We start from the raw sequence: 19282 nt of genomic DNA on the forward strand, positions 1-19282 counted from the left end.
CTCTACTTTCCCCCCGCCCTGGGTGCGGAAAGAACCCGCTCGCTGAGGATGAGCGGGGCGAGCAGATCGTCGGCGGTCGCCTGCATGTATCGCATCGCGGGCCCGGCCTGGAAGCTCAGGAAGACGCAAGCCGCGAGCAGGACGGCAACGGGCGTGATCTCGATGACGACGACGCGCGGTATGGTTCCCTCGATCGAAGCCCAGAAGGTCCGGATGCCGACCCGGTTCATGGCGATCATGGCGGCGAGGCCCGAAAGGATGAGGAGCGCCACATAGATCCAGTCGGCGGCCGAAATCGTGCTCGCCTCTTTTGCTTCCGGCAGGTCGAAGAGCCCGCGCAGCAGCGCGAATTTGGCGATGAAGCCCGATAGTGGCGGCAGGCCGGACAGCAGGATGGCGCACACGCAGAAACAGAGCCCGAGAATGGCCATCGTGCCCGGAATGGCGACGCCCACTTCCTCCTCTTCTTCATCCTCGTCGAAGTCGCCATAGGCCTCCATCGTCACCGCCAGAACGTCGGCGCCAGCGTCGCGGCCGCGTTCGACAAGTTCGATAAGCAGGAAGAAGGCTGCGATCGTCAGCGTCGAGCTGACGAGATAGAGGAGGGCGCCGGCGAGCATTTCCGGTCGTCCGAGGCCGATCGCCGCAAGCAGCGTCCCGGAAGAGACGAGCACCGCATAGGCGGCGAGCCGACCCATTGCCTGCGAAGCAAGCACGCCGATGGTGCCGAAGGCGATCGTCAGCATGCCGCCGGCCAGAAGCCAGTCCTGGCCGAATCCGGCCGATGCGCCCGCCGCGGTGCCGAAGACGAGCAGATGCAGGCGGAGAATGACGTAGATGCCGACCTTCGTCAGGATGGCGAAGACGGCGGCGACCGGCGGCGTCGCCGCCGCGTAGGCGGTCGGCAGCCAGAAGCTCAACGGCCACATGCCCGCCTTGACGAGAAAGGCGACGCCCAGCACGGCGGCGCCGGTTTCGACGAGCCGCCGGCTTTCCGGCGCGAGCGTCGCGAGCCTCTGCGCGAGATCGGCCATGTTGAGCGTGCCGGTGGCGCCGTAAATCAGGCTGACGCCGATCAGGAACAGCGATGATGCGGCGAGGTTGATGGCGACGTAATGCAGCCCGGCCTTGACGCGCAACGGCCCGGAACCGTGCAGCAGCAGACCGTAGGAGGCGGCGAGCATCATCTCGAAGAACACGAAGAGATTGAAGAGATCGCCGGTCAGAAAAGCGCCGTTGAGGCCGGCGACGAGCAGTTGGAACAGCGAATGGAAATGGTGGCCGGCGGTGTGCCAGCGGGCCATCGAATAGACCTGGGCGGCGAGCGCCAGGCCGCTGGCGAGGCAGAGCATCAGCGCCGACAGGCGATCGAGGACGAGGACGATGCCGAATGGCGCCGGCCAATTGCCGAGCTGATAGACGCCGTCGCCCGGCAGGCTGCCGTCGCCCGCTGCGGCAAGCCGCATCAGTATCATCGCGACGATGAAGACGACGAGCGTCGATGCGAAGCCGATGGCTCCCTTCAACGTCCGATCGCGCTCGTCGATCGGGATCAGCACCGCCGCGACGGCGAGCGGCAGCAGGACCGGCAAGACCAGCAGGTGGTGCAACCAATCAGTCACCGCGCGGAGGCTCCCTTCCGTCAACATGGTCGGTGCCGGTGAAGCCGCGTGAAACGAGCAGCACGACGAGGAAAAGCGCGGTCATGGCGAAACCGATGACGATCGCGGTCAGGACGAGGGCCTGCGGAACGGGGTCGGTGTAGCGCAGGAGGTCGCCCACGCCTCCCGGCTCGAGCACCGGCGGGGCGTTCACCCTGAGCCTCCCCATGCTGAAGATGAAGAGATTGACCGCATAGGAGAGCAGCGAGAGGCCGATGACCACCTGATAGGTTCGCGGCCTCAGCAGAAGATAGATGCCCGATGCGGCGAGCGCCCCGATGCCGGCAGAGAGAATGAGCTCCATTACTGTGCCGCCTCCCTTTCCGGCCGCGCGGGTCGCATATGGGCGCGCGGCGCGCGGCGGACCGACTGGTGGGCCAGCGCGATGAGCAACAGTACCGTGGCGCCGAGGACGAGCGAAAAGACGCCGAGGTCGAAGAGGATGGCGCTTGCGAGCGGCACCTTGCCGATGACCGGCAGGCTGGCATATTCGGAGCGCGACGTCAGGAACGGATAGCCGAAGAGCCAGGAACCGACGCCGGTTGCCAAGGCGACGAGGAGACCGATGCTCATCCAGCGAAGCGGGTGAATGCGCAGCCGTTCCTCCACCCAGCGGGTGCCGCCCGACATATATTGCAGGATGAACCCGATCGACATGGCAATGCCCGCGGCAAAGCCGCCGCCCGGCAGGTCGTGGCCGCGCAGGAACAGATAGGCGGCGAGCATGCCGGTGACGGGGAACATCCAGCGCATGATCACCGAGGGGATGTGAAGATACTCGGCGACGCTGTCGCCCTCCGCCCTCTCGGGATGGTCGTCGTCATAGGCCTTCTGCACCTTCTGCTGCTCCGGCGTTTCCAGGCTGTCCGGGTGCGGGCGGAAGCGCAGCAGCAGCGCAAAGACCGTGAGCGCGACGATGCAGAGCACGGCGATTTCGCCGAGCGTGTCGAAGCCGCGAAAATCGACCAGGATGACATTGACGACATTCGTGCCGCCGCCCTCGTGGTAGGCCCGGGCGAGGAAGTGGCTGCGATGGTCTCCTGTATCAACGGCCGGGTCATCACCGTGTAGGCGACGAGCGCGACGCCGCCGCCCGCCGCGGCGGCGAGCAGGAAGTCGCGCAGGCGCCTGAAGCGGACCTTGAGCGGAATATCCGCCGTCTCGGGCTCCTCTATGCGCTTCGGCAGCCAGCGCAGCCCGAGCAGGATGAGCACCGTCGTGACGATCTCGACGAGAAGCTGGGTGACGGCAAGGTCGGGAGCAGACAACCAGACGAAGGTGAGGCAGGTGACGAGCCCGGCGCCGCCGAGGAGCACGAGCGATGCGAGCCGGTGGAACTTCGCCAGGAAAGCCGAGCCGACGGCGCAGGCGATGCCAATGCCCCAGAGCAGGGCGAAGGCGGGATCAATGCCGCGAATGACGAGCGGCGGCAGCTGGAAGCCGCCGATTGCGAGGGGCAAAGCGCCGGCGGCGAGTGCCAGGAACACCAGGAGCCGCATCTGCGGCTGCAGGTGGCGCGTGCCGAGGCTCTGCTCGAGCGAGCGGGCCCATTTCCACGAAAGCGTCACCAGCACGCGCTCGAAGATGCGCTGTCCCTCGAGCAGGCGGAAGACCGGCGGCCCCTCTATGCCCGTCGCAAGATAGGAGCGCATGAGGAAATAGAGGCCGACGCCGCCCGACAGCGCCACGAAGCTCATGATCAGCGGGATGTTCAACCCATGCCAGACGGCAAGGCTGTAGACCGGCGTTTCCTCGCGCAGGATCGAGACCACGGCGGTGTGCAGGAACGGCCCGATCGTCTGGGCGGGAATGATCCCGACGACCAGGCAGGCGAGCACCAGGAAGTCGACCGGAGCCCGCATCCAGCGCGGCGGCTCGTGCGGCTTCTTCGGTAGGTCGGAGGGGAGCGGCCCGAAAAAGACGCTGTGAATGAAGCGCAGCGAATAGGTCACCGCAAACATGCTTGCGATCGTGGCGACATAGGGGGTCGCCGTGTCGAGCGTATTGATGAGATGCGTCTCGATCGCCTCGGCGAAGAACATTTCCTTCGACAGGAAGCCGTTGAGCAGCGGCACGCCGGCCATGGCGGCGCTCGCGACCATGGCGAGCGTCGCGGTAATCGGCATGTAATGGAAGAGCCCGCTCAGGCGGCGCATGTCGCGCGTGCCGGTTTCGTGGTCGATGATGCCGGCGGCCATGAACAGCGAGGCCTTGAAGGTCGCGTGGTTGACGATATGGAAGACCGCCGCGATTGCGGCCAGCGGGCTGCCGAGGCTCAACAGAACGGTGATCAGCCCGAGATGGCTGATCGTCGAATAGGCGAGCAGCCCCTTCAGGTCCTGCTGGAAGATAGCGAAATAGGCGCCGAGCAGCAGTGTCGTCAGGCCGGCAAGGCCGACGATCCAGAACCAGGCTTCCGTGCCGGCCATCACCGGCCACAGCCGCGCCAGCAGGAAAACGCCGGCCTTCACCATGGTCGCCGAATGCAGATAGGCAGAAACCGGCGTTGGGGCGGCCATGGCATGCGGCAGCCAGAAATGAAAGGGGAACTGGGCGCTCTTTGTCAGGGCGCCGAGCAGAACGAGGACCAGGATCGCGTTGTAGAGCGGATCGTTGCGGATCACGTCGCCCGAGGCGAGCACGACGTCGAGGTCGTAGCTGCCGACGGCCCGGCCGATCAGCAGCAAGCCGACGAACATTGCAAGGCCGCCCATGCCGGTCATCGTCAGTGCGATGCGAGCCCCGTCGCGCGCATGCGCGTTGTGATGCCAGTAGCCGATCAGCAGGAAGGAAACGATGCTCGTCAGTTCCCAGAAGACCGCGAGCAGGATGAGGTTGCCGGAAAGCACCACGCCGAGCATCGAGCCCATGAAGGCGAGAAAGAGCGCGAAAAAGCGCGGCACGGGGTCTTCCTCGGCCATGTAATAGCGGGCGTAGAGGACGACCAGGAATCCGATCGCCGTAATCAGCGCCGAAAACAACCAGGCAAACCCGTCCATGCGCAACTTGAAGTTCAGCCCGAGTTCGGGGATCCAGGCGAGCTCGAAGCGGAGCACGCCGCCAGTGGCGACAAAGGGGTAGAGGGCGGCCGTGACGAGGAAACAAATGAGGGCGATCGCGCCTGCGAACCAGGCTGTGGCGCCGCGTTGATCGGACGGAAAGAAGATTGCGATGAGGCTTCCCCCGAACGGGGCGAGAATGAAGACGGATAGCAATTTTTCCGCGTATTCGATCGTTCAGCCCTCTCGGTCTGGATGCATCGGAGATTGGAACTGCTGGTTCCGGAGGGACAGCCGCCGAAGCAACCGTCGCCGAAATGCCCGGACTATCCGCGAAGCGGCAGAGGCATATGTTTTTATGACTTTTTTCCGCTCGACTGCCAAGCCTTTCGGGGCAGAAAAACGCGCCGAAACGTCGCGTCATGCGGTGCCCGGTGCGAGAGCGCCGCGTTCGCAGCCGGTAGCCCCTATCTCAGGCGGCGCGCCACTTTCGTTCGAAGATGAAGGTTGCGAGATCATTGGCGCTCATCGGCCGGGCGAAGGCATAGCCCTGCAGTCCATGGCAGCCGAGCTGCTTGAGAATGGCGGCGTGTTCGTGCGTCTCCACGCCTTCGGCGATCACTTCGATGCCGAGGGAGGTCCCGATGTCGATAATCGATTCGACGAGGCGGCGTTGCTGGGGGGATTCGAGAAGCGGCAGTACCAGTTGCCGGTCGATCTTCAGGCGACGCGGTGTCAGCTTCAAGAGGCTGAGGATGGAGGCGTAGCCGGTGCCGAAATCGTCGATCTCGATGTCGATGCCCAGTTCCTTGATGCGCCTGATGTTCGACAGCAGCGTCGTGTCGTTCTCGTCGAAGGAGATCGATTCCAGCAATTCGAAGGAAAGTCGACCCTCGGGTATCCGCATCTGCTCCAGCCGTTCGATCAGCCCCTCGTCGCGCAGCCGCGAATAGGAGAGGTTGACCGAGACCTTGGGTATGCGGATGCCGTTCGCCTCCCAGCGGCAGATCTGGAAGAGCGCCTGTTCCAGGATCGCCTGGTCGATGGCAGCGACGACGTTGATGTCTTCGGCGGTCTTCAGGAAGGCGTGCGGCCCGATCAGCCCCTTGGTGGGGTGATCCCATCGCGCCAGCGCCTCGACGCCGATGACCTCCAGGGATGCCGGACAAAACTGCGGCTGGAAATGTGCGACGAACTCGTTCTGCTCGAGCCCGCGGAGGATCTCGTCGGCCGTCTGCTTCGTCTGGAACACGGCGGTCTTGAGCGCGCCGGTAAAGGTTTCGTGCCTGTTGCGGCCGCGCCTCTTGGCCTCATAGAGCGCGATGTCGGCGTTGACGAGGATCTGGGCGAGCTCATCGGTCGTCGCGGCCTGGGCGGCAATGCCGATGCTGACGCCGATGCGGCATTCCTGCTCCTTGTAGCGGACCGGCATGCTCATTGCCTCGATGATGCTCGAGGCCAGCGCCGCATCTTCCTCGGTGTTGCCGCCGGCCCGAATGATGACGAACTCGTCGCCGCCGATCCGTGCGACGAAGTCGCTCTCCCGCGCGCTCGCGCGCAGCAGTCCGGCGGCGTGTCTAAGTATTTCGTCGCCCGCCGCATGGCCCATCGTATCGTTGATCTGCTTGAAACGGTCGAGGTCGATATGGAAGATGCTGACCCTTTCCCGGGCATCGAATTGCCGGGCGCGGTCCGCGAGGATCTGATCGAGGAAGCGGCGGTTCGGCAGGCCAGTCAAGGGGTCGTGCAGGGCGTTGAACTCCATCCGGTACCGCGCAGCCTCGAGCTCGGCGCTATGTGCTTCGGCGAGACGTTTGGCTTCCGAAAGTCTTGCGCGTGTTTCGACGTCGGCCGTCACGTCCCAGTTGACGCCGACGATCTTCCGGCTCCCCCGCGCGCTCACGTGGATCGAACCGATGGCACGGATGTGGCGGATCTCGCCGCCCGGCAGCCGAATACGGAATTCGGAATTGTAGGCGCCGCCGCTTGCGACCGTCTCGGTATATTCCGCCTCGGCGCGCGCGAGATCGTCGGGATGCAGCGCCTCCTTCCAGTCGTCATAGTTTTCGCGGACGGATGAGCCGACGCCGTAGAGCTCCTTCATGCGGTTGTCCCACAGCAGCCTGCCGGTGTCGATATCGAGTTCCCAGATGCCGATCTTGGAAGTGTCGAGCGCGATCTTGAGGCGATGCGAAAGTTCCAGCAGCTGGTCCTTGCTCTGCCGGAGCGCGCGGATGTTTCGCTGGCGCTCCGTCGTCAGATGTCCCGTGACGATCATCGGCACGACGATCATCAGGCCGCCGAGCATGATGAGCAGGCGGACCTGCCAGGCATTGTCCGGCGTCGCGGGCCAGCCGCCCTTCGGTATCGCCGCCATCTGCCACGAGCCGCCGGGCAGCGTCACGTCCATCTCCACCGGCGCCTTGCCGAAGATCGCCGGGTCGCCGAAGAAAATCGCGCCATCGCGTCCCTGGCCATCACGGCCGGCAAGGGCGATGTCGATACCGAGCCTCGAGGAGACGAGACCGCTGTCGCGATAGAGCTGATCGATGTCGATGACAGCCGACATCAGACCCCAGAAGCGCTTGCTGCCGCCGGCATTGGCCGTCACCGGAAAGCGGCCGATCAATCCGCGACCGCCCTGGACGAGATCGACCGGGCCGGCAAGCACCATCTTTCCGCTCGCCACCACACGCATGACGGCTTCGCGTTGCTTGTCGTTGGTGCGGTAGTCGAGGCCGATCGCCTTCTCGTTGCCCGCCACCGGGTAGACCATGGAGACGACCAGATTGGGCGCCGCGGCGAGGTTGCGGAGTTGCGAGCGTTCGCTGAAGATGCTCTGTGCAAGTTCGCTGAAGCGCTGCTGCCGCATGTCGGGCTCGGTGGCGATCGTGCCGATCAGGCCACGGACGAGTTGGATATTGCCGTTGACGCTGCTTTCCAAGCGGGAGCGTATCGGATTGAGTTCGTCCGCGACCTCGGAGCGCAGACGCGCTTCGAAAACGACACGGTTCTGATTGTCGGCGAGAACCCCGGCAATCAGAACGACGAAGGTCGCGATCAGCGCCGGGACGTAGTTGGGCGTCAGAAACCGCGAGAGCCGGTGTTTCCCAAAATATTGACCTTTGATTTTTGGCACAAGACGACCCTGCGGATGCGGATTTGGGCTAGATAGCCCGAATATTCCAAACTCTCCTTAACAATTCTTCATTCGCAGTCACTGAAATAGCCGAAATCGGGACGCCTAACTTTTGATCCCGATCATCGCCTGCAAGGTCTCCAGACGGTCGGCCTCCCGCGGCAGTTTGTCCGGTCTCAGCCGGGCGATGCGCGGGAAGCGCATGGCGACGCCCGACTTGTGGCGGGTCGATCGGTTCAAACCCTCGAAGGCCACCTCGACGACAAAGCCGGCGTCCGGTTCGGCGCGGACCGCCCGCACCGGGCCGAAGCGCTCGACCGTGTTGTCGCGCACGAACCGGTCGAGAACCTCGAGCTCGGCGTCGGTAAAGCCGAAATAGGCCTTGCCGACGGGAACCAGGGCTGTGCCGCCCTCGGCCTCCGTCCAGACGCCAAAGGTGAAATCCGAATAGTAGCTGGAGCGCTTGCCATGGCCGCGCTGCGCATACATCAGCACCGCGTCGATGTTGAATGGCGCGCGCTTCCACTTGAACCATGGACCTTTCATCCGACCGGCCAGATAGGGCGAGTCGAGCCGCTTCAGCATGATACCCTCGATGACCGGATCCGGTGGCTCCGAGCGCAGGCGGTCGAGTTCCTCCCAGGTCGAGAAGGGGACGAGCGGCGACAGGTCGAAGTGCTGCGGCGAGGCGGCGTCGATGAGGGCCGCCAAGGCTTGGCGACGAGTTTGGAAAGGTTCGGGCCGCATGTCGCGCTCCCCCGAAAAGAGGATGTCGTAGCCGCGAATGAAGGCCGGAAAGTCTTCGAACAGCTTGCGGTTGACGGTCTTTCGATTGAGGCGCTGCTGCAGGTCGCCGAATGTGGCTGTGGCGCGGTTGGTGCGCATCGTTCCGCCGACCAGCAGCTCGCCATCGATCACGCCGGCGATATCGGCGGCCTCGATGATTTCCGGAAAGGCGCCCGAAATCTCGTCGCCGCTGCGGGAATAGAGCCGCCGTACGCCGCCGATATTGGCGAGCTGGACTCGGATGCCGTCCCATTTCCATTCGGCGGCGAAGTCGGCCGGGTCCAGTCCTTCGAGGTCGCCCTCTCCGATCGGGGTGGCCAGCATGACCGAATGAAACACGGCAGGCGTGGTCAGAACGGGCATCTCCGCTTCGCCGGAAAGCCACAGAAAGAGCGGGAGATATGGCGGCGAAAGCCCATGCCACAAGGTTTCGATCTCGCCGATATCCTTGCCGCCCATGTCGGCCAGCGCCTGTTTGGCGAGCCGCGCCGAGACGCCGATCCGTAAACCCCCGGTGACCAGCTTCAGAAAGGCGAAGCGGCCGGCAGTATCGAGCCGGTCGAGCACGTCGCGGACGAGCGACCGAACCTCGGACCGCCCCGCCCTTTGAAGCCGCTCGACGACTTCCCCGAGCGGGATGTCTGCAGGCGCAGTCCCCTGCGGCGGCTCCCAGGCCAACGAAACCGTCTCGGCAAGATCGCCGACATAGTCATAGGAATAGTGGAACAGCACCTCGTCCATGCGCTCGAGCAGCAGGTCGCGGATCAATGCCGGTTTCACGGTGTTGAGCGAAAGCGTTCCGGCGATCGCCGCGAGCGCAAAGCCGCGGCTCGGGTCGGGGGTGCTGCGGAAATAGTCGGCAAGCAGCCTAATCTTGGCGTTTCGCTGGGGTGTCAGGACGAGGCGGCCGAGCAGTTCGGCGAAGGCTTTCATCCGTCATTCCCCCTCGTCGTCGTAGCCGACGAGATGGAGTGGGCGGGCCGGGATGCACTCCAATTCGCACCAGCGCACCAGGGCCTCCTCGCGGCCATGCGTCACCCACACTTCGGCCGGGGCGATCTCGCGTATGGTGCCGGTCAGCTCGGCCCAGTCGCAGTGGTCGGAGATGACGAGCGGCAGTTCGACGCCACGCTGCTTGGCGCGCTGGCGAATGAGCATCCACCCGGACGCGAAAGCGGCGACCGGCTCGGCGAAGCGCCGCGCCCAGCGGTCGGCAAAGGCCGAAGGCGGACCGATCACGATGCCGCCGGCGAAATCCGGCCTTTTGTCGCCGGCAAGGGTGGCCGGGCGGAGATCGCCGAGATCGATCCCTTCGGTCCGGTAATACTCACAGAGTTTGGCGAGCGCGCCGTGGATATGGATCGGCTCGTCGTAGCCCTGCTGGCGCAGCAGCGCGATCACCCGTTGCGCCTTGCCGAGCGCGTAGGCGCCGACGACATGGGCACGTTCGGGGAACTGCTTCAGCGATGCGAGGAGCCGGGCGGTCTCCGCCCTGTCGTCGGGATGGTGGAAGACCGGCAGGCCGAATGTCGCCTCGGTAATGAAGACATCACAGGAGACCGGTTCGAAGGGGCGGCAGGTAGGGTCGGAGCGGCGCTTGTAGTCGCCGGAAACGACGATCCGTTTCCCACCCGCCTCGACCGCGATCTGGGCGGAGCCGAGCACATGGCCGGCCGGATGGAATGAGACCCGCACACCGTTGACGGTCATCGCTTCGCCAAGCTTGGCGATCTCGCTCTCGCCGCAAAACCCGTCGCCGTAGCGGATGCGCATGATGTCGAGCGTCTCGCGCGTCGCGAGCACGCGGCGATGCCCGGCGCGGGCATGATCGGAATGGCCATGCGTGATCAGCGCCCTTTCGACCGGCTGGACCGGGTCGATATAGAAATCTCCCTTCTGGCAATAGAGCCCCTTCGGGGCTGGATAGAGCAGACTGTCCGGCTTCATGCGAACAAAGATAGCCGGCAGACGCGCCTCTGCCAGCTGTCCGCGCAAGTTTTTCGTTAGAGTCCTTTCTGAGCACGTCAGTGCACGCGGAGCGCGGCAAGACCCCTCCCCAACCCCTCCCCACAAGGGGGAGGGGCTCACGTGCCGCGCCGTTTCCACCTCCAGCAAAACCCTTTGCGTCAAACGCGGGGGGTGCAGTTAGCAGGCGGTCGCCGCGAGCGCCTAGCCCCTCCCACCTGTGGGGAGGGGTTGGGGAGGGGTCTTTTGGGAGCGGTTTCTACAGCCGGTTCGCCAGCGTTTCGCCGATCAGTTTCAATACCGCGCCTGCATCGATGCCGATGCAGGCTTTCTGGCTCGGCGCCTCGTCCCAGGCATTCGGCGGGAAAAGCCGGCCGTCCGGCTTCTGGATCGTCTGGCCGTCGGCGATGCCGCCGCACAGGACGCGGATCGCGCCGCTGCGGGTCCGGAACAATTCCGGTGCCACGACATAGGCACAGGCGCAGCTGTCGTGGATAACCATGCCGTCATCGACATGCTGCTCGTAGAAGACGATGTAGAACTGCGAGATGTCGGCAAGGAGCTCAGCCGCCTTGCCGCCGCGTTCGGCGATGTCGGCGAGCATGGCGCGCGTCATCACGGTTTGCGAGGTCACGTCGAGACCGATTACCGTCACCGGCCAAGGAGCCGTCATCACCGCATCGGCTGCCTCCGGGTCACCATGGATATTGGCCTCGGCCGCCGGGGTGATGTTACCGGGCACGTCGAAGGCGCCGCCCATGATCACCACCGCCTTGACGAGGCCGGCGATCGCCGGGTCTTCGCGCACTGCGCGAGCCAGATTGGTCATGCGGCCGACGGCAACGAGCGTCACTTCACCCGGATTGGCGCGCACCGTATCGATGATGAAGCGATGGGCAGGACGGGGGTCAAGTGGCAGGTCGATTTCGTCCGGCACGTCGATATTGCCAAGCCCGTCGTGGCCGTGGATGCCGGTCGGCCAGTCGATATGCGGCCGACCGGGATTGAACATCTCGCCGAGGCCCTTGGCGACCGGCGCGGCAATACCCCAGGCCTGCTTGAGAAAGAGCGCGTTGCGCGTCGTCGTCTCGATGGAGGCGTTGCCGAACACCGAGGTGATGCCGATGAGGTCGATCTTCGGGTGCCGGTGCAGGAAGAGAAGCGCCATGGCGTCGTCGACGCCAGGATCCGTATCGAAAATAACCTTGTGCATGTCGTCTTCCTTCTCTGGGGAACTCTGACCCTGTGCGCCGGCGGCAATGGGCAAACTGCGGGGGAAAGTCAATCAAGCGGGTTTCGTTGGGCTACTGGAAACGCCCGATGCTGAAGGGTTCGAGATCGGCACTGGCCCCTTTCGAGAGGATAGTGGCAACCTTCGCACCGGTGATCGCCGAGAGCGTCAGGCCGAGATGACCGTGGCCGAAGGCCATGGCGATACGGGGGTCCGCCGGATGAAGGCTGATGACCGGCACCGAATCCGGTGTCGAGGGGCGCCGGCCCATCCATTCCTTGCCGCCGGTCTCGGGAAGGCTCGGAACATAACGCCGCATCTTCTGACGCATCGCGGCGGCTCGCGCATAGTTTGGCGGCGCCTCCGGCCGTGCCAGTTCCACGGCACCGCCGATGCGCAGGGCGTTGGCAAGCGGCGTCGCCACGAAACCGTGCTCGGCGAAGAAGATCGGCAGTTCCAGCTTTACGAGGGGATCGGCGAAGGTGGTGTTGTAACCGCGCTCGGTTTCCAAGAGCACCTTCAGCCCAAGCTTGCGGACGAGCGTGCGCGACCATACGCCCGCGGCGATCACCACCTTGTCGAAGACCTGCCGTTCGCCGCTGTCGGCGATGACCGTGACCCCCTCGGCGCCTGGCTGCACGGCCTCGACGCCGGCTTCGACAAGCGTAGCGTATTGCCGGACGTGGTGCTGCACGTCGCGCAGCAGTTTCAGCGGGTCGAGAAAAGTCTGGTATCCGCTGCTGAAGACGCCGCCGGCAAACGTGCCCTCGAGTGCGGGAACCCGGTCGCGGGCGGCGCGGGCGTCGAGCCGTTCGACGCCGAAGCCGAGAAGCCGGGCGGTTGCCTGATCGTGCCAGAAGGCGGCGTCGAGGGCAGCCTCGCTGTCGAAGATCGTCAGAGCCCCGGTCGGGCTCATATGGCCGGAAATGCCGCAAAGCCTCGCCATCGCCTCATGCGCGGCGAGAGCGTCGCGCATGAGGCCGAGCAGGGCCTGACGGGACCGTTCCACCCGGGCTGGGCGCGCCGCCCGAAGGAGATGAAATAGCCATGGCGCAAGCGCCCGCAGGTCCTGCCAGCGGAGTGTCAGCGGCCCAAGCGGATCGACGAGCCATTTCGGCGCTGCAAAGAGCATTTCGGGGCGGGCCATCGGATCGATCTCCGGAACGGCGAGTATGCCGGCATTGCCGACCGACGCGGGCAGGCCGTCGACGTCCTTTTCGAAAACGGTGACCGCGTGACCTTCGGCGATGAGGTGAACCGCCGCGGCGCAGCCGATAATTCCCGCTCCGACTATTCCGATACGCGCCATGATACCCCGCCGGTCCCTCTAACTGAGAATTGCCGCTTCGTTTTTAGTGATGGCCGGCAGGAGAGCAAGAGGCTTGCGCCTGTTCCAGGCAGCATTTCGCTCAGTAATCCGGATGGCCGTTTAAGCTTTCCGAAAGGGTGTTTCGACTATCTTCAATGCCGTTCTGGCTTTTTTGTATTTGCGTCCACAGCGGAGCCGCCTGTGAAGGCTATCTTCAGTAAACTGCGTCCTTCGAAGCGGCTCGTGGTCATCCTGGCTGCGGCTTTTGCCGTCTCGGCCGCGTCCGGCGGCGCGGCCGTCTATGTAGGACGCGACAAAATTGCCGCGCGGCTCTCGGAACCCTCCGCCTCCGGGCTCGAATGCACGACGCTCAGGACGCTCAAGCTCGACCACCGCGGGCAGCGCTGGATACGCATGCACGTAAAGACGGACAGGGCCGGCGGGCCGGACCGCGTTCGCACCGCGCTGCGCGTCGTCGGCGCACTTGCCAAGAAGGAAAGGGCCGACCTCTACCAAGTCGTCGTGCTCGATGCGGCAGGCCCGCAGGAGCGCGCCGCGGTGCGCGGTGCGGCGGTCGGTGCCGAAGTGCTCTTCGCGCCAGGTCCGCAGAGCGTCAAGGGCATGGACGAGCCGTTCCGGGCTTCCTACAACGACGGCACGGCCAATCCGGACGGCATGTTCCATGGCAGAGTGATGAGCCTCGGGCTCGACGAGGTTCGCGCCATCATGGCCAATATGGACGATCACTCGCCTTGCATCGATCCCGCGGCGGCCGAGGCCGAAGGCGCGGGGGCTTCGGAAGCCAGCGAGCATCCGGTCGAGACTGCCGAAGGACACGGCGGCCACTAAATCCGCACCACTTAACAGTTCAGGCCAATACGAAAAGCCCATCGCCTGGGCGATGGGCTTTCCTGTTCGGGGTTTGCTGGTCCCGCTCAGTCGGCCTTGTGGCGACGGGCCGGGAAGAGAATGACGTCGCGGATCGACGGCGCGTTGGTGAGCAGCATGATCAGCCGGTCGACGCCGATGCCGAGGCCGCCGGCCGGCGGCATGCCCTGGTCGATCGCATCGAGGAATTCGTCGTCGAGCTGCTTGGCCTTTTCGCCGCGCACATGGGCCTGCTCAAGCTGCTCGACCATGCGGGCGCGCTGCTCTTCCGGATCATTCAGTTCCGAAAAGGCGTTGCCGAGTTCCCAGGTGTTGCAATAGGTCTCGAAACGTTCGACGAGACGCGGCTCGCCCGGCACTTCCTTGGCGAAGGGCGAGATATCCTTCGGGAAGTGCGTGACGTGGGCCGGCTGGATCAGCGTCGGCTCGACCTTCTCTTCGAAGACGAAAGCGAGGCATTCGCCCCAGGTTGCGTCCTTCTCGATTTCGAAGCCGGCGGCGCGGGTGGCGGCACGCGCTTCCTCGTCGGTCTTGATCGCGAGGAAGTCGATGCCGGTCACTTCCTTGACGGCGTCCGGCATGGGCACGCGGCGGAACGGACCCTTGAAGGAGATTTCCTTGTCGCCATAGGCGAATTCCGTCGTGCCGTGGATCGAGACCGCCAGTTCAGCGAAAAGCCGCTCGACGAGGTCCATGATGTCCTCGTAGTCGGCATAGGCCCAATAGCACTCCATCATCGTGAATTCCGGATTGTGCCGGGTGGAGACGCCTTCGTTGCGGAAGTTGCGGTTGATCTCGAAGACCTTGTCGGTAAGCCCCGAAACCAGTGTGCGCTTCAGGTAGAGCTCCGGGGCGATGCGCAGGTACATGTCGAGCTTCAGAGTATTGTGATGCGTCTTGAACGGCTCGGCGGTTGCGCCGCCATAGACCGAATGCAGCATCGGCGTCTCGACTTCCATGAAGCCGTCGTTTTCCATGAAGCGTCGGATTCCGGAAACGATCCGGCTGCGCTGCCGGAAGCGGAGCTTCGACTCTTCATTGGTCATGATGTCGAGATGGCGCTTGCGGTAGCGCAGCTCGATATCCGCAAGACCATGCCACTTCTCCGGCATCGGCAGCAGCGACTTGGTCAGCATGGTGATCGCTTGCGCGTTGATCGTGAGCTCGCCGCGCTTGGTCCGACGGACAATGCCCGTAACGCCGATGATGTCGCCGATGTCGATCATCGGCAGCAGCGCGCGCGCCTCTTCCGGCGTCGTGTCCTTGTGCGAGAAGATCTGGATCTTGCCGGAAGCGTCATGGAGATCCATGAACATGCCGGAGTTGCGCGAGGAAAAGACGCGGCCGGCGACGGTCACGACATCCTGCGTTTCGGTGTCCGGCTCCAGGCCTTCATATTTGGCAGCGAGTTCGACATTGGTCATCGACCGGTGAAAATGCGCCGGATAGACATCGCCGATCTGCTCGCGCAGCAGCTTCAGCTTCTGGGCGCGCACTTCCGTCGCGTCGGAGGAAAGGCCGGCGGTTTCTGTCTTCTCGTTCATGGTCGTGTCCTTACTTTCCGCTGCCCGCCATGGAGGCGACCACCTGCGCCGCCACCTTGAGCCGCTGGCGCACCACGGCGCGGCCGAGCAGTTCCATCGAATCGAAGAGCGGCAGCGAACGCTGCGAACCGGATACGGCGACGAAGAGGGGAGCGACGACGGCTTTCAGCTTCTTGCCCATCCGCTCTGCACTGGCGCGCAGTTCAGCCTCGATCGATTCCTTGTTCCATTCGAGAATCTTTTCGAGGTCCGGCTGAACGGTGTTGAGGACTTCGAGCATCTCCTCGGGCGACGCCTTCACCCCGGCGAAGGCGGCGGGCTGCAGGCCGAGATCCGACTTGAAGAGGAAGGCGGCGAGATCCGGCAGTTCGCCGAGCTTGGAGATGCGCGACTGCGAGAGCTTCAGGCCCTCCTTGAGGCGATCGTTTTCCGATGCCCAGGCGAAGACCCGCGCGGCGAACTCGTCCTCCGAGAGCTTCTCGCGGATCCAGCGGGCGTTCAGCCAGTCGAGCTTCTGGATATCGAAGATCGCGCCGGCCTTCGACAGGTTTTCCGGATCGAACTTTTCAGCGAGCTCTTCGACGGTCAGCAGCTCTTCGCCCTCGGCGATCTGGATGAAGAACAGGCCGAGGAAGTTCATCAGCGCTTCCGGCAGGTAGCCGAGCGCCGTGTAGTAGGAGATCGAGGTCGGGTTCTTGCGCTTCGACAGCTTCGACTTGTCGGCATTGCGCATCAGCGACAGGTGCATGAACTTCGGCGGCTCGAGGCCGAGATACTGATAGATCAGGATGTGCTTCGGCACGGAGGCGAGCCACTCCTCTCCGCGCGCCACATGGGTGATCTTCATCAGGTGGTCGTCGACGACGTTCGCCATGTGATAGGTCGGCATGCCGTCGGCCTTGAGCAGCACCTGCATGTCGACCGCGTCCCACGGAATCTCGACATCGCCATAGACGCCGTCGTGGAACTTGCAGGCGCCTTCCGTCGGGATCTTCATGCGCACAACATGCGGCTCGCCGGCGGCGACGCGCGAGGTTACTTCCTCGGCGGAAAGGCTGAGGCACAGGCCGTCATACTTCGGCGGCTTGCCGGCAGCGCGTTGCGCTTCGCGCATCTGCTCCAGCCGCTCGGGCGTGCAGAAGCAGCGGAAGCCATGGCCATTTGCGACGATCTTCTCGACAAAGGGCCTGTAGATGTCCTTGCGGTCGCTCTGGCGATAGGGCCCATAGGGGCCGCCGATATCCGGGCCTTCCGACCATGTGAGCCCGCACCACTTCAGCGCATCCAGCACCTTCTTCTCGAATTCCGGCGTCGAGCGCGTCGCGTCGGTGTCCTCGATGCGCAGGATGAATTCGCCGCCGTGCTTCTTGGCGAAGAGATAGTTGAACAGCGCGATATAGGCGGTGCCGACATGCGGTTCGCCGGTGGGGGAGGGGGCGATGCGTACCCGGACTGCAGAATCTGCCATGGTCATTGCCCGTCTTGACGTGCTCTTGGGCCCTTGCCGGAATGCCTACCAGCGTGCGGGCGCGCATTTTATGGGAAGGAAGGCCCGCAAGGGTGCCGCGGCAGCGGTATCGGCGGGCAATTCCAGTCGGCAGGGGTGAGACCATAGAAAGCCCCTGATGTCAACGGAAAGAGGAAGGCGCGTGCCTTCTTGACGCTGGCGCGCCATGGGCTTGGAACGCTACCCGCGCTGCTGCGTTATCGCAGTCGAGGACGCGGACTGTGGCAACCGGACGCGACGGAAATGGAGAACACGGGAATTTTGCCGGTTTCTTCCCGTGGCCAACGAAACGGCAGGCGAGCTCCTGACACCGTCCAGCTCGCATCCTCGCCTACCTCCCGCAGCAAGAGGCCCGCATTCATACGAATGCGGGCCTCTTCGCAACGTCGCAAGGGCGCGGTCAGTGCAGCTTCGAGGCCTGCTGCTTCCTGATGCGCGCGTTGCGGGCGACCATGTTGAGGATCTCGACCAGTGCCGAGAAGGCCATGGCGGCGTAGACGTAGCCTTTCGGTACGTGGAAGCCCATGCCTTCGGCAATCAGTGTCGTGCCGATCATCAGCAAGAAAGCGAGCGCCAGCATGACGATCGTCGGGTTCCTTTCGATGAAGTTGGCAAGCGGGTTGGCAGCAACCAGCATGACCGTCACGGCGACGACGACGGCGATAACCATGATCGGCAGATGCGGGGTCATGCCGACGGCGGTGATGATGCTGTCGACGGAGAAGACGAGGTCGAGCAGGAGGATCTGGCCGATCGCAGCGGTGAAACCGTTGATCGCCGAGCTTGCGATGAAATCCTCGCCATGGTCGCTCGGGTCGACACTGTGGTGGATTTCCTTCGTCGCCTTCCAGACGAGGAAGAGGCCACCGGCGATCAGGATCATGTCCTTCCAGGAGAAGCCGTGGCCAAAGGCCTCGAAGACCGGCGCGGTCAGTTGCACGATCCAGGCGATCGTGCCGAGCAGCCCCAGCCGCATGATCAGCGCGAGACCGATGCCGATGCGCCGGGCGCTGACGCGGTTCTCAGCAGGCAGCTTGTTGGTGAGGATTGAAATGAAGATCAGGTTGTCGATGCCGAGGACGACTTCCATCACGATGAGCGTAATGAGCGCGATCCAAGCCTCCGGGCTTTGAGCGAGCGTGAGGATTTCCTGCATCGGCGAACTGTTCCTTTCTGACGAAGCGTGACCGGTCCAACAAACCGGAGCGGAAGGCGGGCGGAAAACCGCACGCACTTTCCCCTCCGCGGCGCATCGTTGCGCCAGACTAGCCCGCAGTATTTAAGGAGTAGCGCCGAAGTGGCAAGCGCTGCCGCGGTTTTGCGGCAGCGTTTTACCGTTTACTGTTTTATCGGAACCCACATTTCGACGATCCCCATGCCGGAATCCGGGTCGAAGCGCTCGTCGTAGCGTTCGATGAGATCGGGCGTCTCGCCGTGCTCGAGGCCGGATTGCGGAAACCACGTGCCGAAGATCTCGTGGGCCGTGGTCGAGATCGCCGAGATGTGGCCGCGATGCAGGAATACGGCATAGCGTTGCTTCGGCAGTCTCAAGGTTGAGAACCCCTTTGGCAGTGCGTCCGCATCTCCGACTTCGACAGCCGCCATGTAGCGAAAGCTACCGGCCTCGGCATCGGCGTGGGTGCAGACGCCATAGGCAACGTTGCCGCGCTGGCCCGGAATATGGCCGAAATGGGTGTTGAAGCGTTGCCAGAGCGAAGGGATTCCTTCGGTGCGATTATAGGCATAGGTTTCTTCAAGGCCGGCGAGGAGCAGGGCAGTGCCCTCCTCGAAGCGCGGCGGTTCGATCTTCAGCTTGCGCGTGTCGTCCATCCTGATGGGCTCCATCAATTCGATATTGCGGAGATGCCTTTGCTTGCGGATCGATTCGGGTGTCATGCCGAACTGCTCGCGAAAGGCACGGGTGAATGCCTCGTGCGAGCCGTAGCCCGCATCGAGCGCCACCTCGAGAATGGTGGAGTTGCCGTTTGCCAGCAGAAGCGCCGCCGAGCTCAGCCGGCGACCGCGGATATAGGCGCTGATCGAATGGCCGGTCGCAAGGCCGAAAACGCGCGACAGGTGATAGCGCGACAGGCCGGCGGCGTCGGCAATCTGCTCCAGTGTTATATCCTTCGCGAAATGGCTTTCGATGTACCAGATCGCCCTTCCGATGGCACTCATGTTCACTCCCGTGGTCGGCGACCTAGCTCTTACGGGTTTATCGGAGGGCGCGTTTGATCGCCGTTGCTGGATTCC

12 protein-coding genes and 1 pseudogene are annotated in these 19282 nt (G+C 64.0%); 1 reads left to right on the plus strand and 12 read right to left on the minus strand.

Annotated features, from left to right (window positions below):
- Positions 1-2: 2 nt before the first annotated feature.
- The 8 genes and pseudogenes from N181_RS06230 to N181_RS06265 all read right to left on the minus strand — a co-directional run bounded on the left by N181_RS06230 (position 3) and on the right by N181_RS06265 (position 13090).
- Entirely contained in the window at positions 3-1649 is a 1647-nt protein-coding gene (locus tag N181_RS06230) for a monovalent cation/H+ antiporter subunit D (RefSeq protein WP_037394067.1), read from the minus strand.
- The gene (locus N181_RS06235; RefSeq protein ID WP_014329878.1) at positions 1615-1965 is read right to left on the minus strand and encodes a Na+/H+ antiporter subunit C; all 351 of its coding nucleotides are present in this window, start codon (positions 1963-1965) and stop codon (positions 1615-1617) included. Before N181_RS06235 ends, N181_RS06230 begins: the two co-directional genes overlap by 35 nt.
- A pseudogene (locus N181_RS06240) lies at positions 1965-4894 on the minus strand (monovalent cation/H+ antiporter subunit A). Before N181_RS06240 ends, N181_RS06235 begins: the two are co-directional and overlap by 1 nt.
- 238 nt (positions 4895-5132) lie before the next feature.
- A complete protein-coding gene (locus N181_RS06245) occupies positions 5133-7799 on the minus strand; it encodes a bifunctional diguanylate cyclase/phosphodiesterase (protein WP_050984024.1) in 2667 nt (888 codons plus the stop codon).
- 105 nt (positions 7800-7904) lie between these two features.
- Entirely contained in the window at positions 7905-9518 is a 1614-nt protein-coding gene (locus N181_RS06250; protein ID WP_037394072.1) for a cisplatin damage response ATP-dependent DNA ligase, read from the minus strand.
- 3 nt (positions 9519-9521) lie between these two features.
- Complete coding sequence (locus N181_RS06255; RefSeq protein ID WP_037394113.1) at positions 9522-10532, minus strand: ligase-associated DNA damage response exonuclease; 1011 nt, start codon at positions 10530-10532, stop codon at positions 9522-9524.
- A 277-nt stretch (positions 10533-10809) separates the two neighbouring features.
- Complete coding sequence (locus tag N181_RS06260; RefSeq protein ID WP_037394075.1) at positions 10810-11763, minus strand: nucleoside hydrolase; 954 nt, start codon at positions 11761-11763, stop codon at positions 10810-10812.
- A 91-nt stretch (positions 11764-11854) separates the two neighbouring features.
- On the minus strand, positions 11855-13090 hold the full coding sequence (locus N181_RS06265; protein ID WP_037394078.1) for an NAD(P)/FAD-dependent oxidoreductase: 1236 nt from the start codon (positions 13088-13090) through the stop codon (positions 11855-11857).
- Between the two features lie 201 nt (positions 13091-13291).
- Here N181_RS06265 and N181_RS06270 point away from each other — a divergent pair, with 201 nt between their 5' ends.
- The gene (locus N181_RS06270) at positions 13292-13939 is read left to right on the plus strand and encodes a hypothetical protein (RefSeq protein ID WP_037394081.1); all 648 of its coding nucleotides are present in this window, start codon (positions 13292-13294) and stop codon (positions 13937-13939) included.
- A gap of 86 nt (positions 13940-14025) precedes the next feature.
- Here the strand turns inward: N181_RS06270 and lysS are convergent, their stop codons facing one another.
- The 4 genes from lysS to N181_RS06290 all read right to left on the minus strand — a co-directional run bounded on the left by lysS (position 14026) and on the right by N181_RS06290 (position 19207).
- A complete protein-coding gene (gene lysS, locus N181_RS06275) occupies positions 14026-15522 on the minus strand; it encodes a lysine--tRNA ligase (protein WP_014329869.1) in 1497 nt (498 codons plus the stop codon).
- 10 nt (positions 15523-15532) lie between these two features.
- Positions 15533-16990, minus strand: coding sequence for a glutamate--tRNA ligase (gltX, locus tag N181_RS06280; protein ID WP_037394117.1), 1458 nt, complete (start codon positions 16988-16990; stop codon positions 15533-15535).
- Positions 16991-17429: 439 nt separating this feature from the next.
- Positions 17430-18185 carry a TerC family protein gene (locus N181_RS06285; protein WP_037394084.1) on the minus strand — a complete coding sequence of 252 codons (756 nt, stop codon included), beginning with the start codon at positions 18183-18185 and terminating at the stop codon, positions 17430-17432.
- Between the two features lie 182 nt (positions 18186-18367).
- Positions 18368-19207 carry an AraC family transcriptional regulator gene (locus tag N181_RS06290; protein WP_037394087.1) on the minus strand — a complete coding sequence of 280 codons (840 nt, stop codon included), beginning with the start codon at positions 19205-19207 and terminating at the stop codon, positions 18368-18370.
- Between the last annotated feature and the right edge of the window lie 75 nt (positions 19208-19282).

It is taken from the genome of Sinorhizobium fredii USDA 205 (assembly GCF_001461695.1).
Taxonomy (GTDB): Bacteria; Pseudomonadota; Alphaproteobacteria; order Rhizobiales; family Rhizobiaceae; genus Sinorhizobium; species Sinorhizobium fredii.